This window comes from Paraburkholderia terricola (assembly GCF_003330825.1).
In the GTDB taxonomy this organism is placed as follows: Bacteria; Pseudomonadota; Gammaproteobacteria; order Burkholderiales; family Burkholderiaceae; genus Paraburkholderia; species Paraburkholderia terricola.
Genome location: NZ_CP024942.1, coordinates 1,321,746 through 1,340,426, shown reverse-complemented (window position 1 = coordinate 1,340,426; position 18,681 = coordinate 1,321,746). Strand labels below are relative to the sequence as shown.

The window sequence follows — 18,681 nt, the reverse complement described above, 5'->3', positions numbered from 1 at the left end:
ACTCGCCGCTTGCCGCGGCCCGCCGAAGCAGCGTCATGCCTACCGCTATAACGGCGTCTATATTACGATAGCGTTTTAACCCGCCGCTCCGGCCCATGTCGGACATCCAAGCTTTCATGACCCTGTCCCGTCGCCTTGCGAAACATGCGCTGTTCGCCGTCAGCGCCGTCTCCATTGCCGTCAGCGCCAATGCACGCGCCGACGAACTCGTCGTCTCCGCCGCCGCCAGCCTGACCAACGCGTTCAAGGCGGTCAGCGAGGCCTTCGAGCAGCAGCATCCCGGCACCAAGGTGCTGCTTAACTTCGGGGCCTCCGACGTATTGATGCAGCAGATCGTCAAGGGCGCACCCGCCGACGTGTTCGCGTCCGCGGATCAGAAAGCCATGGACAAGGCGGCCGCCGAAAAAGTGATCGTGCCCGCCACGCGCAAGGATTTCGCCGCCAACTCTCTGGTGCTGATCGTGCCAACGGACAGCCATTTCGCGCCCATCAGACTGAATGAACTGGCTTCGGCGAACGTCAAGCGCATCGCGTACGGCGACCCGGCGTCCGTGCCGGTCGGCCGCTACACGCAAGGCGCGCTGCAGGCCGCGGGCATTTGGGATGCGGTCAGCGCCAAGGCGGTGCTCGCCGCGAACGTGCGCCAAAGCCTCGACTACGTGTCGCGCGGCGAAGTCGACGCCGGCTTCGTGTTCGGCACCGACGCCGCGGTCATGCCGGACAAGGTCAAGATCGCGATGACCGTGCCGACGCAAACGCCGATCACCTACCCGATCGCGCAAGTCGAAGGCAGCCGCCATGCCGCCGACGCGCAGGCTTTCACGCGCTTCGTGCTGTCGCCCGCCGGCCAGGCCGTGCTGGCGAAGTACGGTTTCAAGCCGGCGCATTAACTTCCAGCATTAACCTCCATTAACCTCACGCAAGCACCGCACGCTCATGCAACAGGCCTGGATTCCGCTCTTGCTGTCGCTCAAAGTGGCGGGCTGGGCCACCGCGCTCAATCTGGTGTTCGGCGTCGCGGCGGGCTTCGGTTTGTCGCGCTGGCGCTCGGGCGCGCGCGACGTGATCGATTCGCTGCTGATGCTGCCGCTCGTGATGCCGCCCACCGTGCTCGGCTACTACCTGCTGGTGCTGCTCGGACGGCGCGGCGTGATCGGCGCCTGGCTCGACCGCTTCGATATTCAGTTGGTGTTCACCTGGCAGGGCGCGGTAATCGCGTCGACGGTGGTCGCCTTTCCGCTCGTGCTGAAATCGGCGCGCGCCGCCTTCGAAGCCGTCGATCCGCAACTCGAGCGGGCCGCGCGCACGCTCGGCGTCAGCGAGACGGCGGTGTTTTTTCGCGTGACGCTGCCGCTCGCCGCGCGCGGCATTCTGGCCGGCGGCCTGCTGGCGTTCGCCCGGGCGCTCGGCGAATTCGGCGCGACGCTGATGATCGCGGGCAATTTGCCGGGGCGCACGCAAACGCTGTCGGTGGCGGTCTATTCTGCCGTGCAAGCGGGCGACGACGGCACCGCGAATTTCCTCGTGCTCGTGACTTCGGTGACGTGCGTCGCGATCCTGCTGCTCGCGGGCCGCCTCGTGCCGCAGCACACGCTTTTCGCTTCGCGTTGACATGCCGCTCGCCGTCGATATCCGCAAAACTTTCGAGAGCGCCGAGCGCCGTTTCACGCTCGACGTCTCGTTCAAGGCGAGCACGCAGCGCGTCGTGCTGTTCGGGCCGTCCGGCGCGGGAAAAACGCTGACCTTGCAGGCCATCGCCGGCCTGCTGCGTCCCGACGAAGGCAAGATCACGCTGAACGGCGACGCCTTGTTCGACAGCGCGCGCGGCGTCGACCTGAGACCGCAAGCGCGCAAGATCGCGTATCTGTTTCAGGATTACGCGCTGTTTCCGCATCTGAACGTGCGGCAAAACATCGGCTTCGGTTTGCAGCAAGGCTGGCTCAATCCGCGTGCGCGGATCGCGCATCCGCAGGTCGATTACTGGCTCGACGCGCTGGAACTGAGAAGCGTCGCGGGCAATCATCCCGCCCAGCTTTCAGGCGGACAAAAGCAGCGCGTGGCGCTGGCGCGAGCGCTTGTCGCGCAACCGCGCCTGCTGTTGCTCGACGAACCGTTTTCGGCGCTCGATAGCGTGCTGCGTCAGCACATGCGGCGCGAACTGTCGGATCTGCAAACGCGGCTCGATATTCCGATGGTGCTGATCACGCACGATCCCGATGACGTCGCCGCGTTCGGCGACCAGGTCGTGCAGGCGACCGACGGCTGCGTGCGTGAGAATCAGCCGTTCACCGGCTACGTGCGCAGCGAGCCTTGACCGGGCGCGCGGTTTTCGCGGCCTTGCGAGCCTTTCAAACCGTCCGCGCCTCAATCCCTCACGCCAAGAATCACACTCGACGCCTTGAACGCGGCCACGGCGCTTTTTCCTTCCGCGAGGCCGAGCGTGTCGACGCTCTCATTGGTGACGACCGCGGTGATCACCGCGCCGCCGTCCAGCAGCAGCGACACCTCGGCATTAACAGCGCCACGTTTCACGCTCTGCACCGTGCCGCGCAACTGATTGCGCGCCGAAAGTTTCAGCGGCGCGCCGCGTTCGTCCTCGATGAGCAGCACCACCCACGAAGCCTTGATCAACGCAAACGCCGCCGTACCCTCGACGAGCCCCAGCGTCTCGGCGCTTTCATGCGTCAGCACCGCGACGATCGACTGGCCGCCGGGCAGCGCCAGCGACACCTCATCGTTCACCGTGCCGCGCGTGATCGCCGACACCGTGCCATAGAGTTGATTGCGCGCGCTCGTCTTTACACCGATGCGGCCGATCAGATCCCAATCCATCGCGAAACCTTCAATCGCCGCCCCCGCACGTTCGAGAAAGCGCCGATGCTCGCGCTCCACCGCGCGAAACGTCTCGATCAGCTTCACGGCGCGCGGCGTGAGCGTGGTGCCGCCACCGCCCTTGCCGCCGGTCAGCCGCACGACGAGCGGCTCGCCGGCGAGGTTGTTCATCGTGTCGATGGCGTCCCACGCGCCTTTGTAGCTCATGCCGACCGCCTTTGCGGCGCTGGTGATCGAACCGGTCTCGCCGATCGCCGCAAGCAGCGCGATCCGCGACGCGCCGCCGAGCGTTTGCTCGCCCGCCTGAAACCAGACGGAGCCGCCCAGTTCGAGCGGTTCGTGGGAAGAATCGGTGGACTTGGACGTCATGGCTGAGACCGCTTGATGAGCGGGAGAAAGGCAGCGAATCATTATAACGACGCGCACGTGAGCGACCGGACGCGCACGCAGCGATACGCCAATGGCAGCGAGCCGAACTCGAAAACGGATAGATGGGATACTCGAGCGCGAAGCATCGAACACCTCGCCCTTTCCATTTTCGGCGCGGCGGGCCTGGGCCTTCGCTTGAATCCGTGCGCCGCAACTTCAGCAAGGAGCAAGACAGTGAATATCGATCTATCGGGCAAGACCGCGATTGTCAGCGCATCCACGGCGGGCATCGGCCTCGCGATCGCCACCGGCATTGCAGCGTCCGGCGCGGAAACGCTCATCAACGGACGCAAGCAGGACGCCGTGGAGCGCGCCATCGACACCATCCGCAAGACCGCGCCGCACGCGAAGCTGCGCGGCTTCGCCGGCGACCTCGGCACGCGCGAGGGCTGCGACGCGTTGGCGAAAGCCGTGCCGCAGACGGACATTCTCGTGAACAACCTCGGCGTGTTCGGCTCCGGCGACATCTTCACCACCGAGGACGACGATTGGGAGCGCTACTTCCAGGTCAACGTGATGTCGGGCGTTCGGCTCACGCGCCATTACCTGAAGGGAATGATGGAACGCAAATGGGGCCGCGTGGTGTTCATCTCGTCGGAGTCCGGCCTGAATATTCCGGCGGATATGCTCGCTTACGGCTTCTCGAAGACCGCGCAACTGAGCATCGCGCGCGGCATCGCCAAGCACGCCGCCGGCAGCGGCGTGACCGTGAATTCCGTGCTGCCGGGACCGACGCTGTCGGCCGGCTTCCGCTCGATGGTGGAAGAGACGGCGAAGGAGCAAGGCAAGACCGTCGAGCAGGTCGGCACCGAGTTCGTGCGCGCGCATCGCGGCAGCTCGATCATCCAGCGGCCGGCCACCACCGAGGAAGTCGCGAACATGGTCGTCTACGTCTGCTCGCCGCAAGCCTCGGCGACCACCGGCGCGGCGTTGCGCGTGGACGGCGGCGTGGTCGATACGATCGCTTGACGGCCGCGCGCCGCTTCTAAAGATCAACGGGCGGCGGCATGGTCAAGTGAAATAGACCCCGCCCGTTCAGCACGCGTGCATCTCACACGCGGTGAGTTTGGTCCCGGCATTCAAACCGCGTACTGCGCGATCCCGTTGCCGAACGACCAGTTCTCCTTGTCCACCTCGACGAGACTGATGAACACATCTTCTCGCCGCAGCCCCGGCGACTGCGCGAGTTCATCCGCGATGCGCTGGTACAGCGCCCTCTTCTGCTCGAGCGTGCGCGTGTTGCTCACCGTGAGTTGAATCGCGACGAAATCATCGCTGCGCTCGATGTTCAGATACTGCCTGTCGTAAATCAGATTGCCGGCCTCGTGCTCGCTGAGAAGCATGAAGACGTCGTCCTTCGGGACGTTGAACGTGCCGACCAGCGCGCGCTGGATGCTGTCGGTCAGCGCCTTCCGGTATTCGGCCGGTTTGCCGGCGCGCAGGGCGATTCGTGTGAGCGGCATGGTCAAACTCCTTCGCTGCGGTTGATTGGATAAACCCAGCTTAGGCGCACTGATTCATAATGAACAGACATCGTTGATCATTTCATTCATATCCATTCAAAATGAAAGTTCTCGATCTGGATGCCGTGCGAGCGTTCGTTCTGGTTGCCGATCTGCGCAGTTTCACGCGCGCCGCGGATGCGCTCGACACCACGCAATCGGCCGTCAGCCTGAAGCTCAAGCGGCTGGAGGCGCACCTCGGCAAGCAGTTGCTGGAGCGCACGCCGCGCGTCGTGCGCCTTTCCGCGGACGGCAACGCGTTTCTCGGCGCCGCGCGCGATCTGCTGAACGCGCATGAACGCGCGCTGGGTGCGCTGTCCGTGGAGCGCAGACGGCTCGCGCTCGGACTGAGCGAGCACGTCGCCGGCGCGGACCTGCCACGCTTGCTCGCGAGACTCAACGCGCACGATCCGGGTTTGATCGTGGAATTGCACATGGGGACGTCCGCGTCGCTGCTCGCGCAATTCGATGAGCGCCGCCTCGACGCGGTCATCGTTCGCTACGGCGTCGACCAGCCGCCGCGCGACGACGCGCAGGTGCTGTTCAGCGAGCCGCTCGGCTGGCTCGCCACGCCGGAATGGTTGCCTCGCGTCGGCGAGCCGTTGGCGCTGGCTCTGTTGAGCCCGCCGTGCAATGTGCGCGACGTCGCGCTGCGCACGCTGACGGCGGCGGGCATTGCGTGGCAGGAAGTGTTCGTCGGCGGCGGTGTGGCGGCCGTTGGAGCGGCGGTCGCGGCGGGGCTCGCCGTGTCGCCGCTGGCGCGCAGGGTGGCGCCCCCCGGTTTGGCCGATGTCGGCGCGCGGCTAGGCTTGCCGCCGCTGCCGCAGTCGCGCGTGACGCTGCATTCGCGGGTCAGGGACACGCGGTCGGCGGAAACCTTGCGGTTGGTGGCGAATGGATTGGCGAGCGTCTGAGGCATGCGCCGCGCGTCATCACCGCGCGGGTCGATCCGAATTCAGCGAAGAATCGGCGGCAGCGAGCCGCTGCTGGCGGTGGCCGGGTTGGTCGCGGCGTCGGCCGGATTGGCGCTGACGTTGACCGATTTGGCCGGTGCGGTCGCCTGAGGTGCGGCCGGCTTCGCCGCGACCTCGACCGCCTGGGCATGTGCCGGACGATCCTGGGCCACGTTGGCATGCATGAGCTTCGGCTGGGCCGATTTCGCTTGAGCGACTTGTGCGTGCGGCTTGTTGGCCTGTGCCATCACGGCAGTCTTTTGCGGCGACTTGGGCTTGCCCGCGGCCGGCCCCTTGATCGCGCCTGTCGCGCCTTTCGTCGCGCCTTTGGCTGCCGCCTTTTTCACGCTGCCATGCGTTGCGGCCTTCTTGCCGCCCTGTGTAGACGAAGCGATGCGTTGCGTCGTGTGCCGACCACTCGTCGCATGCTTCGAACCTGACTTGACCGCAGCCCTTGAACCGGCCGCCGGGTTGCCCTTGCCCGCGCCGGCCGCTTTCCTCGCCGGCTTCGCGCCATGCGCGCTCGCCTCCGGCGGGTTCCACACCTCCTGATAGCCGGCTGCCATTGCCACACCCGACACGCACCACACGGCAACCGCCGTTGCTACTGCTCGAACCCACATCTCCCGCTTCTCCTAATTTTCGGCGTCTCATAACGAGCCGGGATTATATTCCCTTGCAAAAATCCCTTTTTAGACTAGTATTGGTTTTAAGTACAGATAAGGACTTACCCGCTCATGCCTCATGCCGCCCGCGCCACGCAGTCCGAACCGCCGATCCACCGGCCCGTTTCGGAACCCACGCTCACGGAAATGTCCGCGGCGGGCCTACGCGCGTTCTTCAACATCGCGCGCGACTGGAACCTGAGCGCCGACGAGCAAATCGTGCTGCTCGGCTCGCCCGGCCGCTCCACGTACTTCAAATGGAAGTCGGCGCCCGAAACGGCCCGCCTCGGGCGCGACACGCTGGAGCGCCTGTCGCTGCTGCTCGGCATCTACAAGGCGCTGCAAATCCTGCTGCCGCAACCCAGCGCCGCCGACGCATGGATCAAGCGCCCCAATAGCGCCCCGCCGTTCGGCGGACGCCGCGCGCTGGACCGCATGCTGGCCGGCAACATCAGCGACCTCGTGGCCGTGCGCCAGTATCTCGACGCAATGCGAGGCGGCTGGGCGTGACACAACCGTATTGGCAGGACCGCTGGCGCACCGCGCCGCTCGACTGGTCGCCCGCGTATCGCGTGATTCCCACGCGCTTTCCGGCCGTCAATCTGTTCGACCGGGTGGCTTCGCCGGAAGACTTCGACGCGCTATACGCGCTCGAGGCCATGACCAACGACCGTCTGCGCACCGAAATCGGCGAACTCGATCTGGTGCCGCGCGAAGAGCGCCGCTTCGGGCCCGGCTACGGGCCGATCATGGCCGCGCTCACCCATCTGAATCCGCTCGGCAGCCGTTTCTCCGACGGCACCTACGGCGTGTTCTATTGCGCCCGCTCGCGCGCCACGGCTATCGCCGAAACGCGCTACCACACGGGAAAATTTCTGGAGGCGACCGCCGAGCCGCCGATGCGCCAGCAAATGCGCCTCTACACGGTGCTCGCGCAAGGCGAGGTGGTCGACATCCGCGACGACGCTTCGCTCGATCTCGCGGTGCTGTCGCCGGACGATTATCTCGCCGGACAGTCGCTCGGCCGGGCCGTGCGCGAGGCGGGCGCGCCGGGCATCGCGTATCCGTCGGTGCGGGACGACGGCGGCGAGTGCCTCGCCGCGTTCAAAACGACGCTGCTGCGCGACTGCCACCACGCGGCGTATCTGGAATACAACTGGAACGGCGCGAGCGTCGACATGGTGTTCGAGCTCAGCCAGGTCGGCTGATGGACCCGGCAAGCGCCGCGGCAAGCCATCAAGGCAAGGCGAGCGCGTCGGCGCCCTCGGCGAGCGCGGCTTCGACCGAGATCGACCAGCGCTGCAACGCCAACGGCTCGACAATTGTCAGCTTGCCGCCCGGTCCGAATGCGCCGGTGTCGATGAATACCTGCGAGCCGATCTGCTGAATGTCGCGCATCGGCGTATGGCCGCAATAGGTGAGCGAAAGCCCGCGTTGCAGCGACGGATCGCCGTTGCCCAACGCCAGTTCGCGGCCCCACAGCAATTGCTGGCGCGTTTCGGCGGAATAGTTGCCGGCGTCGAGATCGGCGTCGGTGCCGAAGAATTCAGCGTGCAAAATGTTGAAGCGCTCCTTGCCGCTGCCGACCACGCGCACGAGCGGCAGCGTGCGCAGACGTTCCGCGTAGTGCTGCAAGCGTTCGTCGGGCAAATCCGCCGCCCACGTTCCACCGATTCCATACCACCACTGACGCCGCAAGCGGCCGTCCGCGACGGCGCATAACGCGTCTTCGTGATTGCCGAGCACGGCGAAGAACCACGGCTTGTCGAGCAGCGCCAACGCCTGCTCGGAATGCGCGCCGCGGTCCACCAGATCGCCCACCGAAAAGAGCCGGTCGCAAGCCGGGTCGAACGCGATCGTGCGCAGCAGATAGCGCAACGCATCGACACAGCCATGCAGGTCGCCGACTACAAAGTCGCGGCCGCTCTGGTTGGCCGAATGATGCTGAACGGAGTTGACGAGTACGGAAGCCATGTGTTCATGATAATGCCGCGTGGGCGAATACGTATGCGCGTTGCCGATCCTAACGCACGGCGAGCGCTCCAGGCCGCGTAGAATCCGCGGCACGGACGTCTCCCCACCTCTATTCCATGCCCGCAAAATATTATCCGCAGGTTTTTCGCAATCGCCCGCGCATGCTGGCCGGCCTCGTCGTCGGCATCGTGGCGACGCTGTTCGTGCCCGAGCCGGCGCGGCCGATGGTCCGCATACTGGCCGGCTGGGACGCAGCCGTCTGGAGCTATCTGCTGCTGATCTGGGTGCACATGGCCGCGGCCGACGAAAGCCGGGTCCGCGCCTTCGCCCGACGCGACGATGAAAACGCGGGCGTGGTGCTGTTCGTGATCTGCGTGGCGACGGTCGCGAGCATTGCCGCGATCGTGCTCGAACTGGCCTCGATAAAAGGCACGGCCGGCGCCTCGACCGTATGGCACTACGTGCTCACCGGACTCACGCTGATGGGCGCGTGGTTCATGATCCCGACCATTTTCGCGCTGCACTACGCGCGGCTCTACTACGACACCGACGCCACGGAAACCGCGCTCCTGTTTCCCGACCATGCGCTCGAGCCGGACTATTGGGACTTCCTGTACTTCTCCTTCACCATCGCCGTGGCCTCGCAGACCGCCGACGTGGTGCTGCGCTCGCGCTCGATTCGCCGCGCCGCGCTCGCGCAATCCATTCTGTCGTTCTACTTCAACGTCGCGGTGCTTGGGCTTTGCGTGAATATCGCGGCGGGGCTGCTCGGTTCGTGACCGCGCCTCGCGCGCGGCAGTAACCATCCCCGTCTCAACCGTCTCGTGTAAAACCCGGACCACCTCGCCCGTTTTACACGCAGGCCGTCCCCGCCAGCGAACGCCGCTTCGCTTCCACCTTTCAGCGCGCTTCCCGACAGGGCGCACGTTCGCGCATCCCACGTTCCGCTCGCGACACGCTTGGCACAAGCCTTGCTGCGCCTACGCGCATTGAACTGGCCCACCCGTGCGTCCGACGCCTGGCGTCAAAATGCGCTTCACTTGGCCAGCGGCGTGACGATCTTTGCACTACATTGACCGATACGCGCCTACGCTTCATTCATCGCGCGGTACCCGGCCCTGGAAGCCCAACGAGCGTTGTGATCGCATGCCCATTGCATCCACACCGCAGCAGGACGAATCTGGAAACGACCGATGGAATCTCCGAACAGGTACGCGCCGCGGATCTACTTTTTTCATTCACTTCTAGTTGGTCCGCTCGACGCGTGGCCTGCGCGGTTCGCTCACGCGGCCTCGCTGGGCTTCGATCACGCGCTGATCGGCAGCCTCTTCGAGCCTGGGCAGGCCGGCCACGGACAGGTGGTCGGCAATCACGCCCGGCTGCATCCGGCGTTCAAGACTCAGCAAGCCGCCGCCGACGCGATCCGCACGCTCGCGGACGCCGCGCGCCAGAACGGCCTGACTTTGCTGGTCGATCTCGTGATCGACCGGATGGCCGCCGACGGCGCGCTATACGCCGAACACGCCGACTGGTTCCATCCGTTCGAGTCTGACGAGGCGCGGCTCGATCCGCGCCATGTGCATCGCGAGGACAACGTCGCGTATGCGAACTTCAACGATGCCGGCAGCCGCGCCGCGCTGGCCGACTGGTGGACGCGGCAACTGCTCGCGCTGGCCGACGCCGGCGTGGGCGGCTTTCGCTTCGACTCGCCGCATCGCGTGCCTGGCGCCGTCTGGCGCCAACTCGGCGATGCCGTGCGCCTGAAGCATCCCAACGTGCGTTTTCTCGCCGCGACGCCGGGTCTCTCGCGCAGCGATCTGCCGGACCTCGAAGGCGCGGGCTTCGACAGCGTGTTCTCATCGGTGCGCTGGTGGGACTTTCGTTCGAGCTGGATGGTCGAGGAGCACGCCGCGCTCGCGCGCATCGCCGGGCCGGTCGCGTTTTCCGAAGCGCCGTACGGCACGCGCCTCGCCACCGAGTTCAGCGATGCGCACGACGCCGCCATCGTCGAACGCGCCTACCGTCGCGCATTGTTGACGGCGGCCTCGATCGGCACCGGCTGGATGATGCCGATGGGCTTCGAATACGGCGTGACCGAACCGATGTCGCAAACACGCGGCGACGCCTCGCAGTACGCACTCGCCTGCCAGGCAAAAAAATTCGATCTCTCCGAGCCGATCGCGCGTCTGAACGAGATCGTGCGCCATACCTCGTCGCTGCAAGCCAACGGCGAACTGCGCCCGCTCAGCGGACCCGGGGCGCCCGCGGCCGTCCTGCTGCGCGCCGATCACGCCGACCTGCGCGATGCCGGCGAGGCGATCCTGATCGCGATCAATCCCGAACTCGGCGCGCCGGTGCGCGTCGATCCGGCGCGCTTTCTCGCCGGCGTGCCGGGCAACTTCACGCGCTTCATGCCGCTCGACGCGCCCGGCCACGTCACGCCCGCCACCTTGACGCCCTTCACGCTCGCGCCCGGCGCGGCGCGCCTGTTCCGCGCGGTAACCGAAAAGCCGATCTGTCTCGCGCCGCCGATCGACAAGCCGAACAGCAAGCGCAGCGGCCACAAGACCGTGCTCGAAGCGCTCAATGCGCCGCGCGTGGCGATCGAGAGCGTGACGCCTTCGGTCGATCATGGCCGTTTCGCGGCCAAGCGCTCGGTGGGCGAGCGCGCCGAAATCAGCGCGGCGATTTTCGCCGAAGGTCACGACAAGATCGCGGCAGCCGTGATCTGGCGCGCCGCCGACGAAACCGCCTGGCACGAAGTGCTGATGACTCCGGCGCAGCCCGCCGGCCTCGACATCTGGAAGGCGCGCATTCCGCTCGAACGCCTCGGCCGTCACGAGTTCACCGTGATCGCGTGGCGCGACGACTTCGCGTCGCTGGTCGAGCACATCGAGAAGAAGCTGAAGGCGGGCCAAACCGTCGAGCTCGAACTCGACGAAGCCGCGCATCTGTTCGCGCTGGTGCTGGCCGAAGTGGAAACGGCGGAAGGCGCGGTGACCGAGCCGCTCGAACGGATCGTCACGCAGTTCACGAAGGCCGACGTCGAAACCAAGCTCGCGCTGATTCTCGCGCCGGCCACGGCGAAAGCGATGACCGCCGCGCGCCACCGCCCGTTCCTGAGCCGCGACCCGGTGGTCTACAAGATCGACGCGGACCGCGCCGCCGCGCGCTTCGCGAGCTGGTACGAGATCTTCCCGCGTTCGATGAGCGACGACGAATCGCGTCACGGCACCTTCGCCGACGTCACGAAGAAACTGCCGCGCATCCGCGACATGGGCTTCGACGTGTTGTACTTCCCGCCGATTCATCCGATCGGCCTCGCGAATCGCAAGGGGCGCAACAACACGCTGAACGCGCAGCCGGGCGACGTGGGCAGCCCATATGCGATCGGCGCGGCCGAAGGCGGGCACACCGCCGTGCATCCGCAGCTCGGCACGCTCGACGACTTCAAGCAGATGCTCGCCGCCGCGCACGCGCACGGCCTCGAAATCGCGCTCGACTTCGCGATCCAGTGTTCGCCGGATCATCCGTGGCTCAAGGAGCATCCGACGTGGTTCGCCTGGCGTCCCGACGGCACGCTGCGTTACGCGGAGAATCCGCCGAAGAAGTATCAGGACATCGTCAATCCCGACTTCTATGCGCACGACGCCAAGCCCGCCTTGTGGCTCGCGCTGCGCGACGTGATCCTGTTCTGGATCGAAGCGGGCGTGCATATTTTCCGGGTCGACAATCCGCACACCAAGCCGTTGCCGTTCTGGGAATGGATGATCGACGACGTGCGCGCGCGCTACCCCGACACGATCTTCCTCGCGGAAGCCTTCACGCGGCCACGCATGATGAACCGGCTCGGCAAGATCGGCTTCTCGCAGTCGTACACGTATTTCACGTGGCGCGAGTCGAAGCGCGACTTCATCGAGTACCTGAGCGAGCTGACGCAAACCGATGCGCGCGATTCCTACCGGCCGAACTTCTTCGTCAATACGCCGGACATCAACCCGCGGCATTTGCAGTCGCAGGGACGCACGGGCTTTCTGATTCGCGCGGCCCTGGCGTCGACGTTGGCCGGCCTGTGGGGCGTGTATAGCGGCTTTGAATTGTGCGAGGCCGCCGCGCTGCCGAACAGCGAGGAATATCTCGACTCCGAGAAGTATCAACTGCGCGCGTGGGACTGGCACCGGCCGGGCAACATCGTCGGCGAGATCAGCGCGTTGAACCGGATCCGCCGGGCGAATCCGGCGCTGCAAACGCATCTGGGTCTCACCTTCCTGCCCGCGCACAACGACCACGTGCTGTTCTTCGAGAAGGCGACCGAGGCACGCGATAACGTGATCGTGGTCGCGATCAACCTCGACCCGCTCAACGAGCAGGGCGCGGATATCGAACTGTCGTGGGAGACATTCCGGCGCTGGAACCTGCACGAGCACGCCGCGCTGGAAGTCACCGATCAGATGACCGGCGCGCGCTTCGAATGGCATGGCCGCTGGCAGCACGTCCAGCTCGGCTCGGGCCAGCCGTTCTCGATCTGGCGCATCGCGCCGCTCGGCGGCCTGCCCGCCGACCGGCCGGATGAAGCCGACAGCGACTATCACGCAGACGCTGGCAACCCAATCCCAACGGAAGGTGCGACATGAAGCGTGACGACCCAGCCCAAACCACGTCGCAAGCTCATACGAGCGCGGCCACCGGCGGCGCGGCCAGAACGCGGACGTCGCGGCGCGGCAAGCCCGCCGCGCTCAGCGACGATCCGCTCTGGTATAAGGACGCGATCATCTATCAGGTGCACATCAAGTCGTTCTTCGACGCGAACAACGACGGCGTCGGCGATTTTCCGGGCCTGATCGCGAAGCTCGATTACATCGCCGAGCTCGGCGTGAATGCGATCTGGCTGCTGCCGTTCTATCCGTCGCCGCGACGCGACGATGGTTACGACATCGCGGATTACCGCAACGTGCACCCGGATTACGGACAGCTCTCCGACGTCAAGCGCTTCATTCAGGAAGCGCACGCACGCGGCATCCGCGTGATTACCGAACTGGTGATCAACCACACCTCGGATCAGCACCCGTGGTTCCAGCGCGCGCGCCGCGCGAAGCCCGGCTCGAATCATCGCAACTACTACGTGTGGTCGGACACCGATCAGAAGTACCTTGAAACGCGGATCATCTTCATCGATTCGGAGCCGTCGAACTGGACGCACGATCCGGTGGCGGGCGCTTATTACTGGCACCGTTTCTATTCGCACCAGCCCGATCTGAACTTCGACAATCCGTCCGTGCTGCGCGAGGTGTTGCAGGTCATGCGCTTCTGGCTCGACATGGGCATCGACGGTCTGCGGCTCGACGCGGTGCCGTATCTGGTCGAACGCGAAGGCACCAACAACGAAAACCTGCCCGAAACGCATTCGGTGCTGAAGAAGATCCGCGCGACCATCGACGCGGAATACCCGAACCGGATGCTGCTCGCGGAAGCCAACCAATGGCCGGAAGACGTGAAGGAATACTTCGGCGAAGAAGACGAATGCCACATGGCATTCCACTTCCCGCTGATGCCGCGCATCTACATGTCGATCGCGAGCGAGGACCGCTTCCCGATCACCGACATCATGCGGCAAACGCCTGACCTCGCTCCGTCGAACCAGTGGGCGATTTTCCTGCGCAATCACGATGAACTGACGCTGGAAATGGTCACGGATTCCGAGCGCGACTACTTGTGGAACACCTATGCGAGCGATCGCCGCGCGCGGCTGAACCTCGGCATTCGCCGCCGTCTCGCCCCGCTGATGGAGCGCGACCGCCGCCGCATCGAACTGATCAATTCGCTGCTGCTGTCGATGCCGGGCACGCCCGTGATCTATTACGGCGACGAACTCGGCATGGGCGACAACATCCACCTCGGCGACCGCGACGGCGTTCGCACGCCGATGCAGTGGTCGTCCGATCGCAACGGCGGCTTCTCGCGCGCCGATCCCGAGCAACTGGTGCTGCCGCCGGTGATGGGTTCGCTGTACGGCTTCGACGCGGTGAACGTGGAAGCGCAAAGCCGCGATCCGCATTCGCTGCTCAACTGGACCCGGCGTATGCTCGCCACCCGGCGCGCCAAGCAGACGTTCGGACGCGGCACGGTGCGTTTTCTGAAGCCGGAAAACCGCAAGATACTCGCGTATCTGCGCGAGCTGCCGGACGAGCCGCCGATTCTCTGCGTGGCGAATCTGTCGCGCGCGCCGCAAGCGGTGGAACTGGATCTGTCGGAATTCAACGGCGCGGTGCCGATCGAAATGACCGCCGATTCCGTGTTCCCGGCCATCGGCCAACTCACGTATCTGCTGACCTTCCCGCCGTATGGCTTCCTGTGGTTCATGCTGTGCCCCGGCGGTCAACGTCCGACGTGGGCGCAAGCGCATTCGGAACCGCTGCCCGAATTCGTCACGATCGTGATCCGCGAGGGCCAGGCCGGGCCGACGCCGGAGAACGTGCGGCTGCTCGAATCCGAAGTGTTGCCGTCATGGCTGAGCCGGCGCCGCTGGTTCGCGTCGAAGGATCAGAAGATGCACGCGGTGCGCCTCGCCGCGTTGACCACGATTCCGAACGGCGGCTTCGCGTTCACCGAAATCGAAGCGGACGTGGGCAAGCACACCGAGCGCTACGTGGTGCCGATCGCGATCACGTGGGGCGGCGAAACCACCACGCCGCTGTTCATTCAACTGGCGTTGGCGCGCGTGCGGCGCGGCCGCAACGTCGGCCATCTGACCGACGCGTTCGCGCTGCCGATCTTCGCGCACGGCGTGTTGCGCAAGCTGCGCGAACGCGCTGTCGTGCCGACCGTGCAGAAGAGCGAGATCCAGTTCATCCCGACCGAGCGTTTCGCCGAACTCGACAATCTCGGCGAGCGGCCCGACATCCGCTGGCTGGCGGCCGAGCAAAGCAACAGTTCGCTGATCATCGCGGATGCCGCGGTGCTGAAGCTGGTGCGCCGCCTCGTGAGCGGCGTGCATCCCGAAGCGGAAATCAGCCGCTACCTGACCCAGCTCGGCTACGCGAACACCGCGCCGCTGTACGGCGAAGTGGTGCGCGTGGATCCCGAAGGCGTGCCGCACACGCTCGCCATCCTGCAAGGCTTTATCGAGAATCAGGGCGACGCCTGGAACTGGTCGCTCGACTACCTGCGCCGCTCGGTGGACGAACTCGCCGTCGCCGTCGACACGGAAGCGCAAGTGCCCGACCGCGACAACGAAGCGATCCTGGTGGAAGGCTACAGCGCGTTGACCGGCATCATCGGCAGGCGGCTCGGCGAGTTGCACGTGGCGCTCGCCTCGGCTTCCGACGACCCGGCGTTCGCGCCGGAGCCCGCCAGCGCCGAACAGGTGAAGGCCTGGATCGACGGCACGCAGGCGATGCTCGCCGCCGCGCTCGATCTGCTCGCGCCGCGCATCCCGCAGATGCTGGACCCCGAAACCCAGGCGCTGGCGCAAAGCCTGATCGACCGGCGCGCGGCGCTCGTCGAGGCGGTCGACAAACTCGTGCAGGACGACGCGCAGGCGCTGCGCATCCGCATTCACGGCGACTTCCACCTGGGCCAGGTGCTGGTCGCGCAGGGCGACGCGTATCTGATCGATTTCGAAGGCGAGCCCGCGCGTTCGCTCGAGGAGCGGCGGCAGAAGTCGAGTCCGTTGCGCGATGTCGCCGGCCTGCTGCGCTCGCTGTCGTATGCGAGCGCGGCGGCGCAGTCCACCACGGAAAGCGCGCCGCAGCAGACCGCCGATCGCAAGCGCGCGCTGTTCGACCGTTTCCGCGCGCACGCCACCGAGGCGTTCCTCAACGAATATCGCGCCGCCGCCGCGAACGCTCCGGCGCCGCTGGTGGCGCCCGAGGCCGAACAGGCCTTGCTCGATCTGTTCCTGATCGAGAAAGCCGCCTACGAAATCCGTTATGAAGCGGCCAACCGTCCGACGTGGCTCAGTTTGCCGGTACGCGGCCTCGCCGCGCTCACCAGCCGTTTGCTCGGCGACACCGGCGCACCGCCCGCGCACGACGCCCCAACCCAGGCGCCTGGCGCCGCCACACCGCCTCATCCGGCCGAGGGCGATTATGAGTGAGCACGATCCGGCCGTGGGCCTTCAACCGCTCGACATCGACGCGCTCGTCGAAGCGCGCCATCCCGATCCCTTCTCGCAGCTAGGCTTGCATCAGACGGACGCGGGTCCGATGGTGCGCGCGCTGTTGCCGAACGCCGCGCACGTCAGCGTGATCTCGCGCGCCGACGGTTCGCCGCTCGGCGAACTCCAGCAATTGCGGCCCGGGCTGTTCACGGGGCGCGTCGCCTCGGCGGCGCCGTATCGCTTGCGCATCGACTGGCACGGCGTGGTGCAGGAAATCGAGGACACGTATTCATTCGGCCCGGTTCTCGGCGACGAACCGTTGGGGCGTCTCGCCGGCGGCGATCCGTATGCGGTGCTCGAATGCCTCGGCTCCCGGCCGATGGAAATCGACGGCGTGCCGGGCGTGCGCTTCGCCGTGTGGGCGCCGAACGCGCGGCGCGTCTCGGTGGTGGGCGACTTCAATGCATGGGACGGCCGCCGTCATCCGATGCGGCTGCGCCACCAGGCAGGCGTGTGGGAGTTGTTCGTGCCGCGGGTCGGCGCCGGCACGCGCTACAAATACGAGTTGCTCTCTCGCGACGGCCATCCGTTGCCGCTGAAGGCGGACCCCTGCGCGATGCAAACCGAGAAGCCGCCCGGCACCGCCTCGGTGGTCGCGCACGTCGACGAGGTCGAGCAGTTTCCGTGGACCGATCAGGACTGGATTCAGTCACGCGCCGGCAAGCAGACGCCGCGCGCGCCGATCTCCATCTACGAAGTGCATGCCGAATCGTGGCTGCGCATCGCCGAGGAAGGTCAGCGCGGCCTCGACTGGGAAGAGCTCGCCGAGCGGCTGATTCCCTACGTGAAGAGCATGGGCTTCACGCACGTCGAATTCATGCCGGTCGCGGAGCATCCATTCGGCGGTTCGTGGGGCTATCAGCCGCTCGGGCAGTTCGCGCCGTCCGCGCGCTTCGGCAAGCCGGAGCAGTTCGCCGGCTTCGTCAACAAGGCGCACGAAGCCGGACTCGGCGTGATTCTCGACTGGGTGCCCGCGCATTTTCCGAACGACGCGCACGGTCTCGTCGACTTCGACGGCACGCCGCTTTACGAGCACGCTGATCCGCGCGAAGGCTATCACCAGGACTGGAACACGATGATCTACAACCTCGGCCGCCACGAGGTGAGCGCGTTCCTGATCGCCTCGGGCCTGGCGTGGCTCAAGCGCTATCACGTCGACGGCCTGCGCGTGGATGCGGTCGCCTCGATGCTGTATCGCGACTATTCGCGCGCCGCCGATGAATGGGTGCCGAACATCTACGGCGGCCGGGAGAATCTCGAATCGATCGCGTTTCTGAAGCGGCTCAATCACGAAGTGGGCTACGTGCCGGGTGTGCCGGGCGCGATCACGATCGCCGAGGAATCGACCGCCTGGCCCGGCGTGACGGCGCGCGTGGAAGACGGCGGGCTCGGCTTCCAGTTCAAGTGGAACATGGGCTGGATGCACGACACGCTGCACTACATGGCCGAAGACCCCGTCTATCGACAGTACCATCACCACAACATGACCTTCGGGATGGTGTACGCGTATTCCGAGCGCTTCGTGTTGCCGCTCTCGCACGACGAAGTGGTGCACGGCAAAGGCTCGCTGCTCGGCAAGATGCCGGGCGATACGTGGCAGCGCTTCGCCAATCTGCGCGCGTATTTCGGCTTCATGTGGACGCATCCGGGCAAGAAGCTGCTGTTCATGGGCGGCGAATTCGGCCAGTTCGCGGAGTTCGATCACGACGCGTCGCCGCATTGGAATCTGCTCGACGATCCGAACCATCACGGCGTGCAGATGCTGGTGCGCGATCTCAACCGGCTCTATCGGGAAGAGCCCGCGCTGTACCTGCTCGACAGCGAGCCGGGCGGCTTCGAATGGCTGATCGGCGACGACAGCGGCAACAGCGTGTTCGCGTGGCGCCGCACGGATCGCGCGGGCCGCGAAGTCGTGGTCGTCTGCAACATGACGCCGGTGCCGCGGCTCGGTTACCGGATGGGCATGCCGCAGAGCGGCCGCTGGTCGGAGGTGCTGAACACGGATGCCAGCGTGTACGGCGGCTCGAACATGGGCAACGGCGGCGTGATCCATACCGAGGCCATGCCGAGCCACGGCTGGCCGCATTCGGCATCGCTCACGCTGCCGCCGCTCGCGACCATCGTATTGCGCGCGGATTGATTGCGGATGCTGCAAGGACGAGCGCGCG

At 65.9% G+C, this 18,681-nt stretch carries 15 protein-coding genes; 11 read left to right on the top strand and 4 right to left on the bottom strand.

Features of this window, described 5'->3' with window-relative positions:
- The first annotated feature begins 116 nt into the window (after nt 1–116).
- From modA to CUJ90_RS24545, 3 genes are read left to right on the top strand one after another with little or no spacing between them, the layout of a single operon-like run.
- The gene (gene modA, locus CUJ90_RS24555) at nt 117–890 is read left to right on the top strand and encodes a molybdate ABC transporter substrate-binding protein (protein WP_114164691.1); all 774 of its coding nucleotides are present in this window, start codon (nt 117–119) and stop codon (nt 888–890) included.
- 46 nt (nt 891–936) lie between these two features.
- The gene (modB, locus tag CUJ90_RS24550; protein ID WP_083081729.1) at nt 937–1,611 is read left to right on the top strand and encodes a molybdate ABC transporter permease subunit; all 675 of its coding nucleotides are present in this window, start codon (nt 937–939) and stop codon (nt 1,609–1,611) included.
- Nucleotide 1,612: 1 nt separating this feature from the next.
- Nucleotides 1,613–2,314, top strand: coding sequence for a sulfate/molybdate ABC transporter ATP-binding protein (locus CUJ90_RS24545; protein ID WP_114164111.1), 702 nt, complete (start codon nt 1,613–1,615; stop codon nt 2,312–2,314).
- Nucleotides 2,315–2,364: 50 nt separating this feature from the next.
- Here CUJ90_RS24545 and CUJ90_RS24540 read toward each other — a convergent pair whose 3' ends face one another.
- The gene (locus CUJ90_RS24540) at nt 2,365–3,201 is read right to left on the bottom strand and encodes a TOBE domain-containing protein (protein ID WP_114164110.1); all 837 of its coding nucleotides are present in this window, start codon (nt 3,199–3,201) and stop codon (nt 2,365–2,367) included.
- Nucleotides 3,202–3,435: 234 nt separating this feature from the next.
- Between CUJ90_RS24540 and CUJ90_RS24535 the strand changes: the two genes are divergently transcribed.
- Nucleotides 3,436–4,230, top strand: a complete 795-nt coding sequence (locus CUJ90_RS24535; protein WP_114164109.1) for an SDR family NAD(P)-dependent oxidoreductase — start codon at nt 3,436–3,438, stop codon at nt 4,228–4,230.
- Nucleotides 4,231–4,340: 110 nt separating this feature from the next.
- On the opposite strand, the gene CUJ90_RS24530 is transcribed toward CUJ90_RS24535, so the two are convergent.
- Nucleotides 4,341–4,724, bottom strand: a complete 384-nt coding sequence (locus tag CUJ90_RS24530) for a tautomerase family protein (RefSeq protein WP_073428607.1) — start codon at nt 4,722–4,724, stop codon at nt 4,341–4,343.
- A gap of 101 nt (nt 4,725–4,825) precedes the next feature.
- On the opposite strand from CUJ90_RS24530, the gene CUJ90_RS24525 reads away from it, so the two are divergent.
- A complete protein-coding gene (locus CUJ90_RS24525; protein ID WP_083081735.1) occupies nt 4,826–5,677 on the top strand; it encodes a LysR family transcriptional regulator in 852 nt (283 codons plus the stop codon).
- Between the two features lie 41 nt (nt 5,678–5,718).
- Here the strand turns inward: CUJ90_RS24525 and CUJ90_RS24520 are convergent, their stop codons facing one another.
- Nucleotides 5,719–6,339 carry a hypothetical protein gene (locus CUJ90_RS24520; RefSeq protein WP_114164108.1) on the bottom strand — a complete coding sequence of 207 codons (621 nt, stop codon included), beginning with the start codon at nt 6,337–6,339 and terminating at the stop codon, nt 5,719–5,721.
- 114 nt (nt 6,340–6,453) lie between these two features.
- Between CUJ90_RS24520 and CUJ90_RS24515 the strand changes: the two genes are divergently transcribed.
- On the top strand, nt 6,454–6,891 hold the full coding sequence (locus CUJ90_RS24515; protein WP_073428604.1) for an MbcA/ParS/Xre antitoxin family protein: 438 nt from the start codon (nt 6,454–6,456) through the stop codon (nt 6,889–6,891).
- On the top strand, nt 6,888–7,589 hold the full coding sequence (locus CUJ90_RS24510) for an RES family NAD+ phosphorylase (protein ID WP_083081738.1): 702 nt from the start codon (nt 6,888–6,890) through the stop codon (nt 7,587–7,589). The genes CUJ90_RS24515 and CUJ90_RS24510 overlap by 4 nt, the downstream gene beginning before the upstream one ends.
- A 28-nt stretch (nt 7,590–7,617) precedes the next feature.
- Here the strand turns inward: CUJ90_RS24510 and CUJ90_RS24505 are convergent, their stop codons facing one another.
- Complete coding sequence (locus CUJ90_RS24505; protein WP_114164690.1) at nt 7,618–8,355, bottom strand: metallophosphoesterase; 738 nt, start codon at nt 8,353–8,355, stop codon at nt 7,618–7,620.
- Nucleotides 8,356–8,471: 116 nt separating this feature from the next.
- Between CUJ90_RS24505 and CUJ90_RS24500 the strand changes: the two genes are divergently transcribed.
- The 4 genes from CUJ90_RS24500 (at nt 8,472) to glgB (ending at nt 18,653) form a co-directional block, all read left to right on the top strand.
- Nucleotides 8,472–9,134 carry a DUF1345 domain-containing protein gene (locus tag CUJ90_RS24500; RefSeq protein ID WP_083081740.1) on the top strand — a complete coding sequence of 221 codons (663 nt, stop codon included), beginning with the start codon at nt 8,472–8,474 and terminating at the stop codon, nt 9,132–9,134.
- Between the two features lie 414 nt (nt 9,135–9,548).
- A complete protein-coding gene (locus CUJ90_RS24495) occupies nt 9,549–12,989 on the top strand; it encodes a maltotransferase domain-containing protein (protein ID WP_114164107.1) in 3,441 nt (1,146 codons plus the stop codon).
- Entirely contained in the window at nt 12,986–16,450 is a 3,465-nt protein-coding gene (gene treS, locus CUJ90_RS24490; RefSeq protein ID WP_114164106.1) for a maltose alpha-D-glucosyltransferase, read from the top strand. The genes CUJ90_RS24495 and treS overlap by 4 nt, the downstream gene beginning before the upstream one ends.
- Nucleotides 16,443–18,653, top strand: coding sequence for a 1,4-alpha-glucan branching protein GlgB (gene glgB, locus CUJ90_RS24485; protein WP_114164105.1), 2,211 nt, complete (start codon nt 16,443–16,445; stop codon nt 18,651–18,653). The genes treS and glgB overlap by 8 nt, the downstream gene beginning before the upstream one ends.
- The last annotated feature ends 28 nt before the right edge of the window (nt 18,654–18,681 follow it).

Excerpts from the sequence above, each read along its gene's own strand:
- modA (WP_114164691.1), top strand. The coding sequence starts at position 117 with ATGACCCTGTCCCGTCGCCTTGCGAAACATGCGCTGTTCGCCGTCAGC.
- modB (WP_083081729.1), top strand. The coding sequence starts at position 937 with ATGCAACAGGCCTGGATTCCGCTCTTGCTGTCGCTCAAAGTGGCGGGC.
- CUJ90_RS24545 (WP_114164111.1), top strand. The coding sequence starts at position 1,613 with ATGCCGCTCGCCGTCGATATCCGCAAAACTTTCGAGAGCGCCGAGCGC.
- CUJ90_RS24540 (WP_114164110.1), bottom strand. The coding sequence starts at position 3,201 with ATGACGTCCAAGTCCACCGATTCTTCCCACGAACCGCTCGAACTGGGC.
- CUJ90_RS24530 (WP_073428607.1), bottom strand. The coding sequence starts at position 4,724 with ATGCCGCTCACACGAATCGCCCTGCGCGCCGGCAAACCGGCCGAATAC.
- CUJ90_RS24525 (WP_083081735.1), top strand. The coding sequence starts at position 4,826 with ATGAAAGTTCTCGATCTGGATGCCGTGCGAGCGTTCGTTCTGGTTGCC.
- CUJ90_RS24520 (WP_114164108.1), bottom strand. The coding sequence starts at position 6,339 with ATGTGGGTTCGAGCAGTAGCAACGGCGGTTGCCGTGTGGTGCGTGTCG.
- CUJ90_RS24515 (WP_073428604.1), top strand. The coding sequence starts at position 6,454 with ATGCCTCATGCCGCCCGCGCCACGCAGTCCGAACCGCCGATCCACCGG.
- CUJ90_RS24505 (WP_114164690.1), bottom strand. The coding sequence starts at position 8,355 with ATGGCTTCCGTACTCGTCAACTCCGTTCAGCATCATTCGGCCAACCAG.
- CUJ90_RS24500 (WP_083081740.1), top strand. The coding sequence starts at position 8,472 with ATGCCCGCAAAATATTATCCGCAGGTTTTTCGCAATCGCCCGCGCATG.
- CUJ90_RS24495 (WP_114164107.1), top strand. The coding sequence starts at position 9,549 with ATGGAATCTCCGAACAGGTACGCGCCGCGGATCTACTTTTTTCATTCA.
- treS (WP_114164106.1), top strand. The coding sequence starts at position 12,986 with ATGAAGCGTGACGACCCAGCCCAAACCACGTCGCAAGCTCATACGAGC.
- glgB (WP_114164105.1), top strand. The coding sequence starts at position 16,443 with ATGAGTGAGCACGATCCGGCCGTGGGCCTTCAACCGCTCGACATCGAC.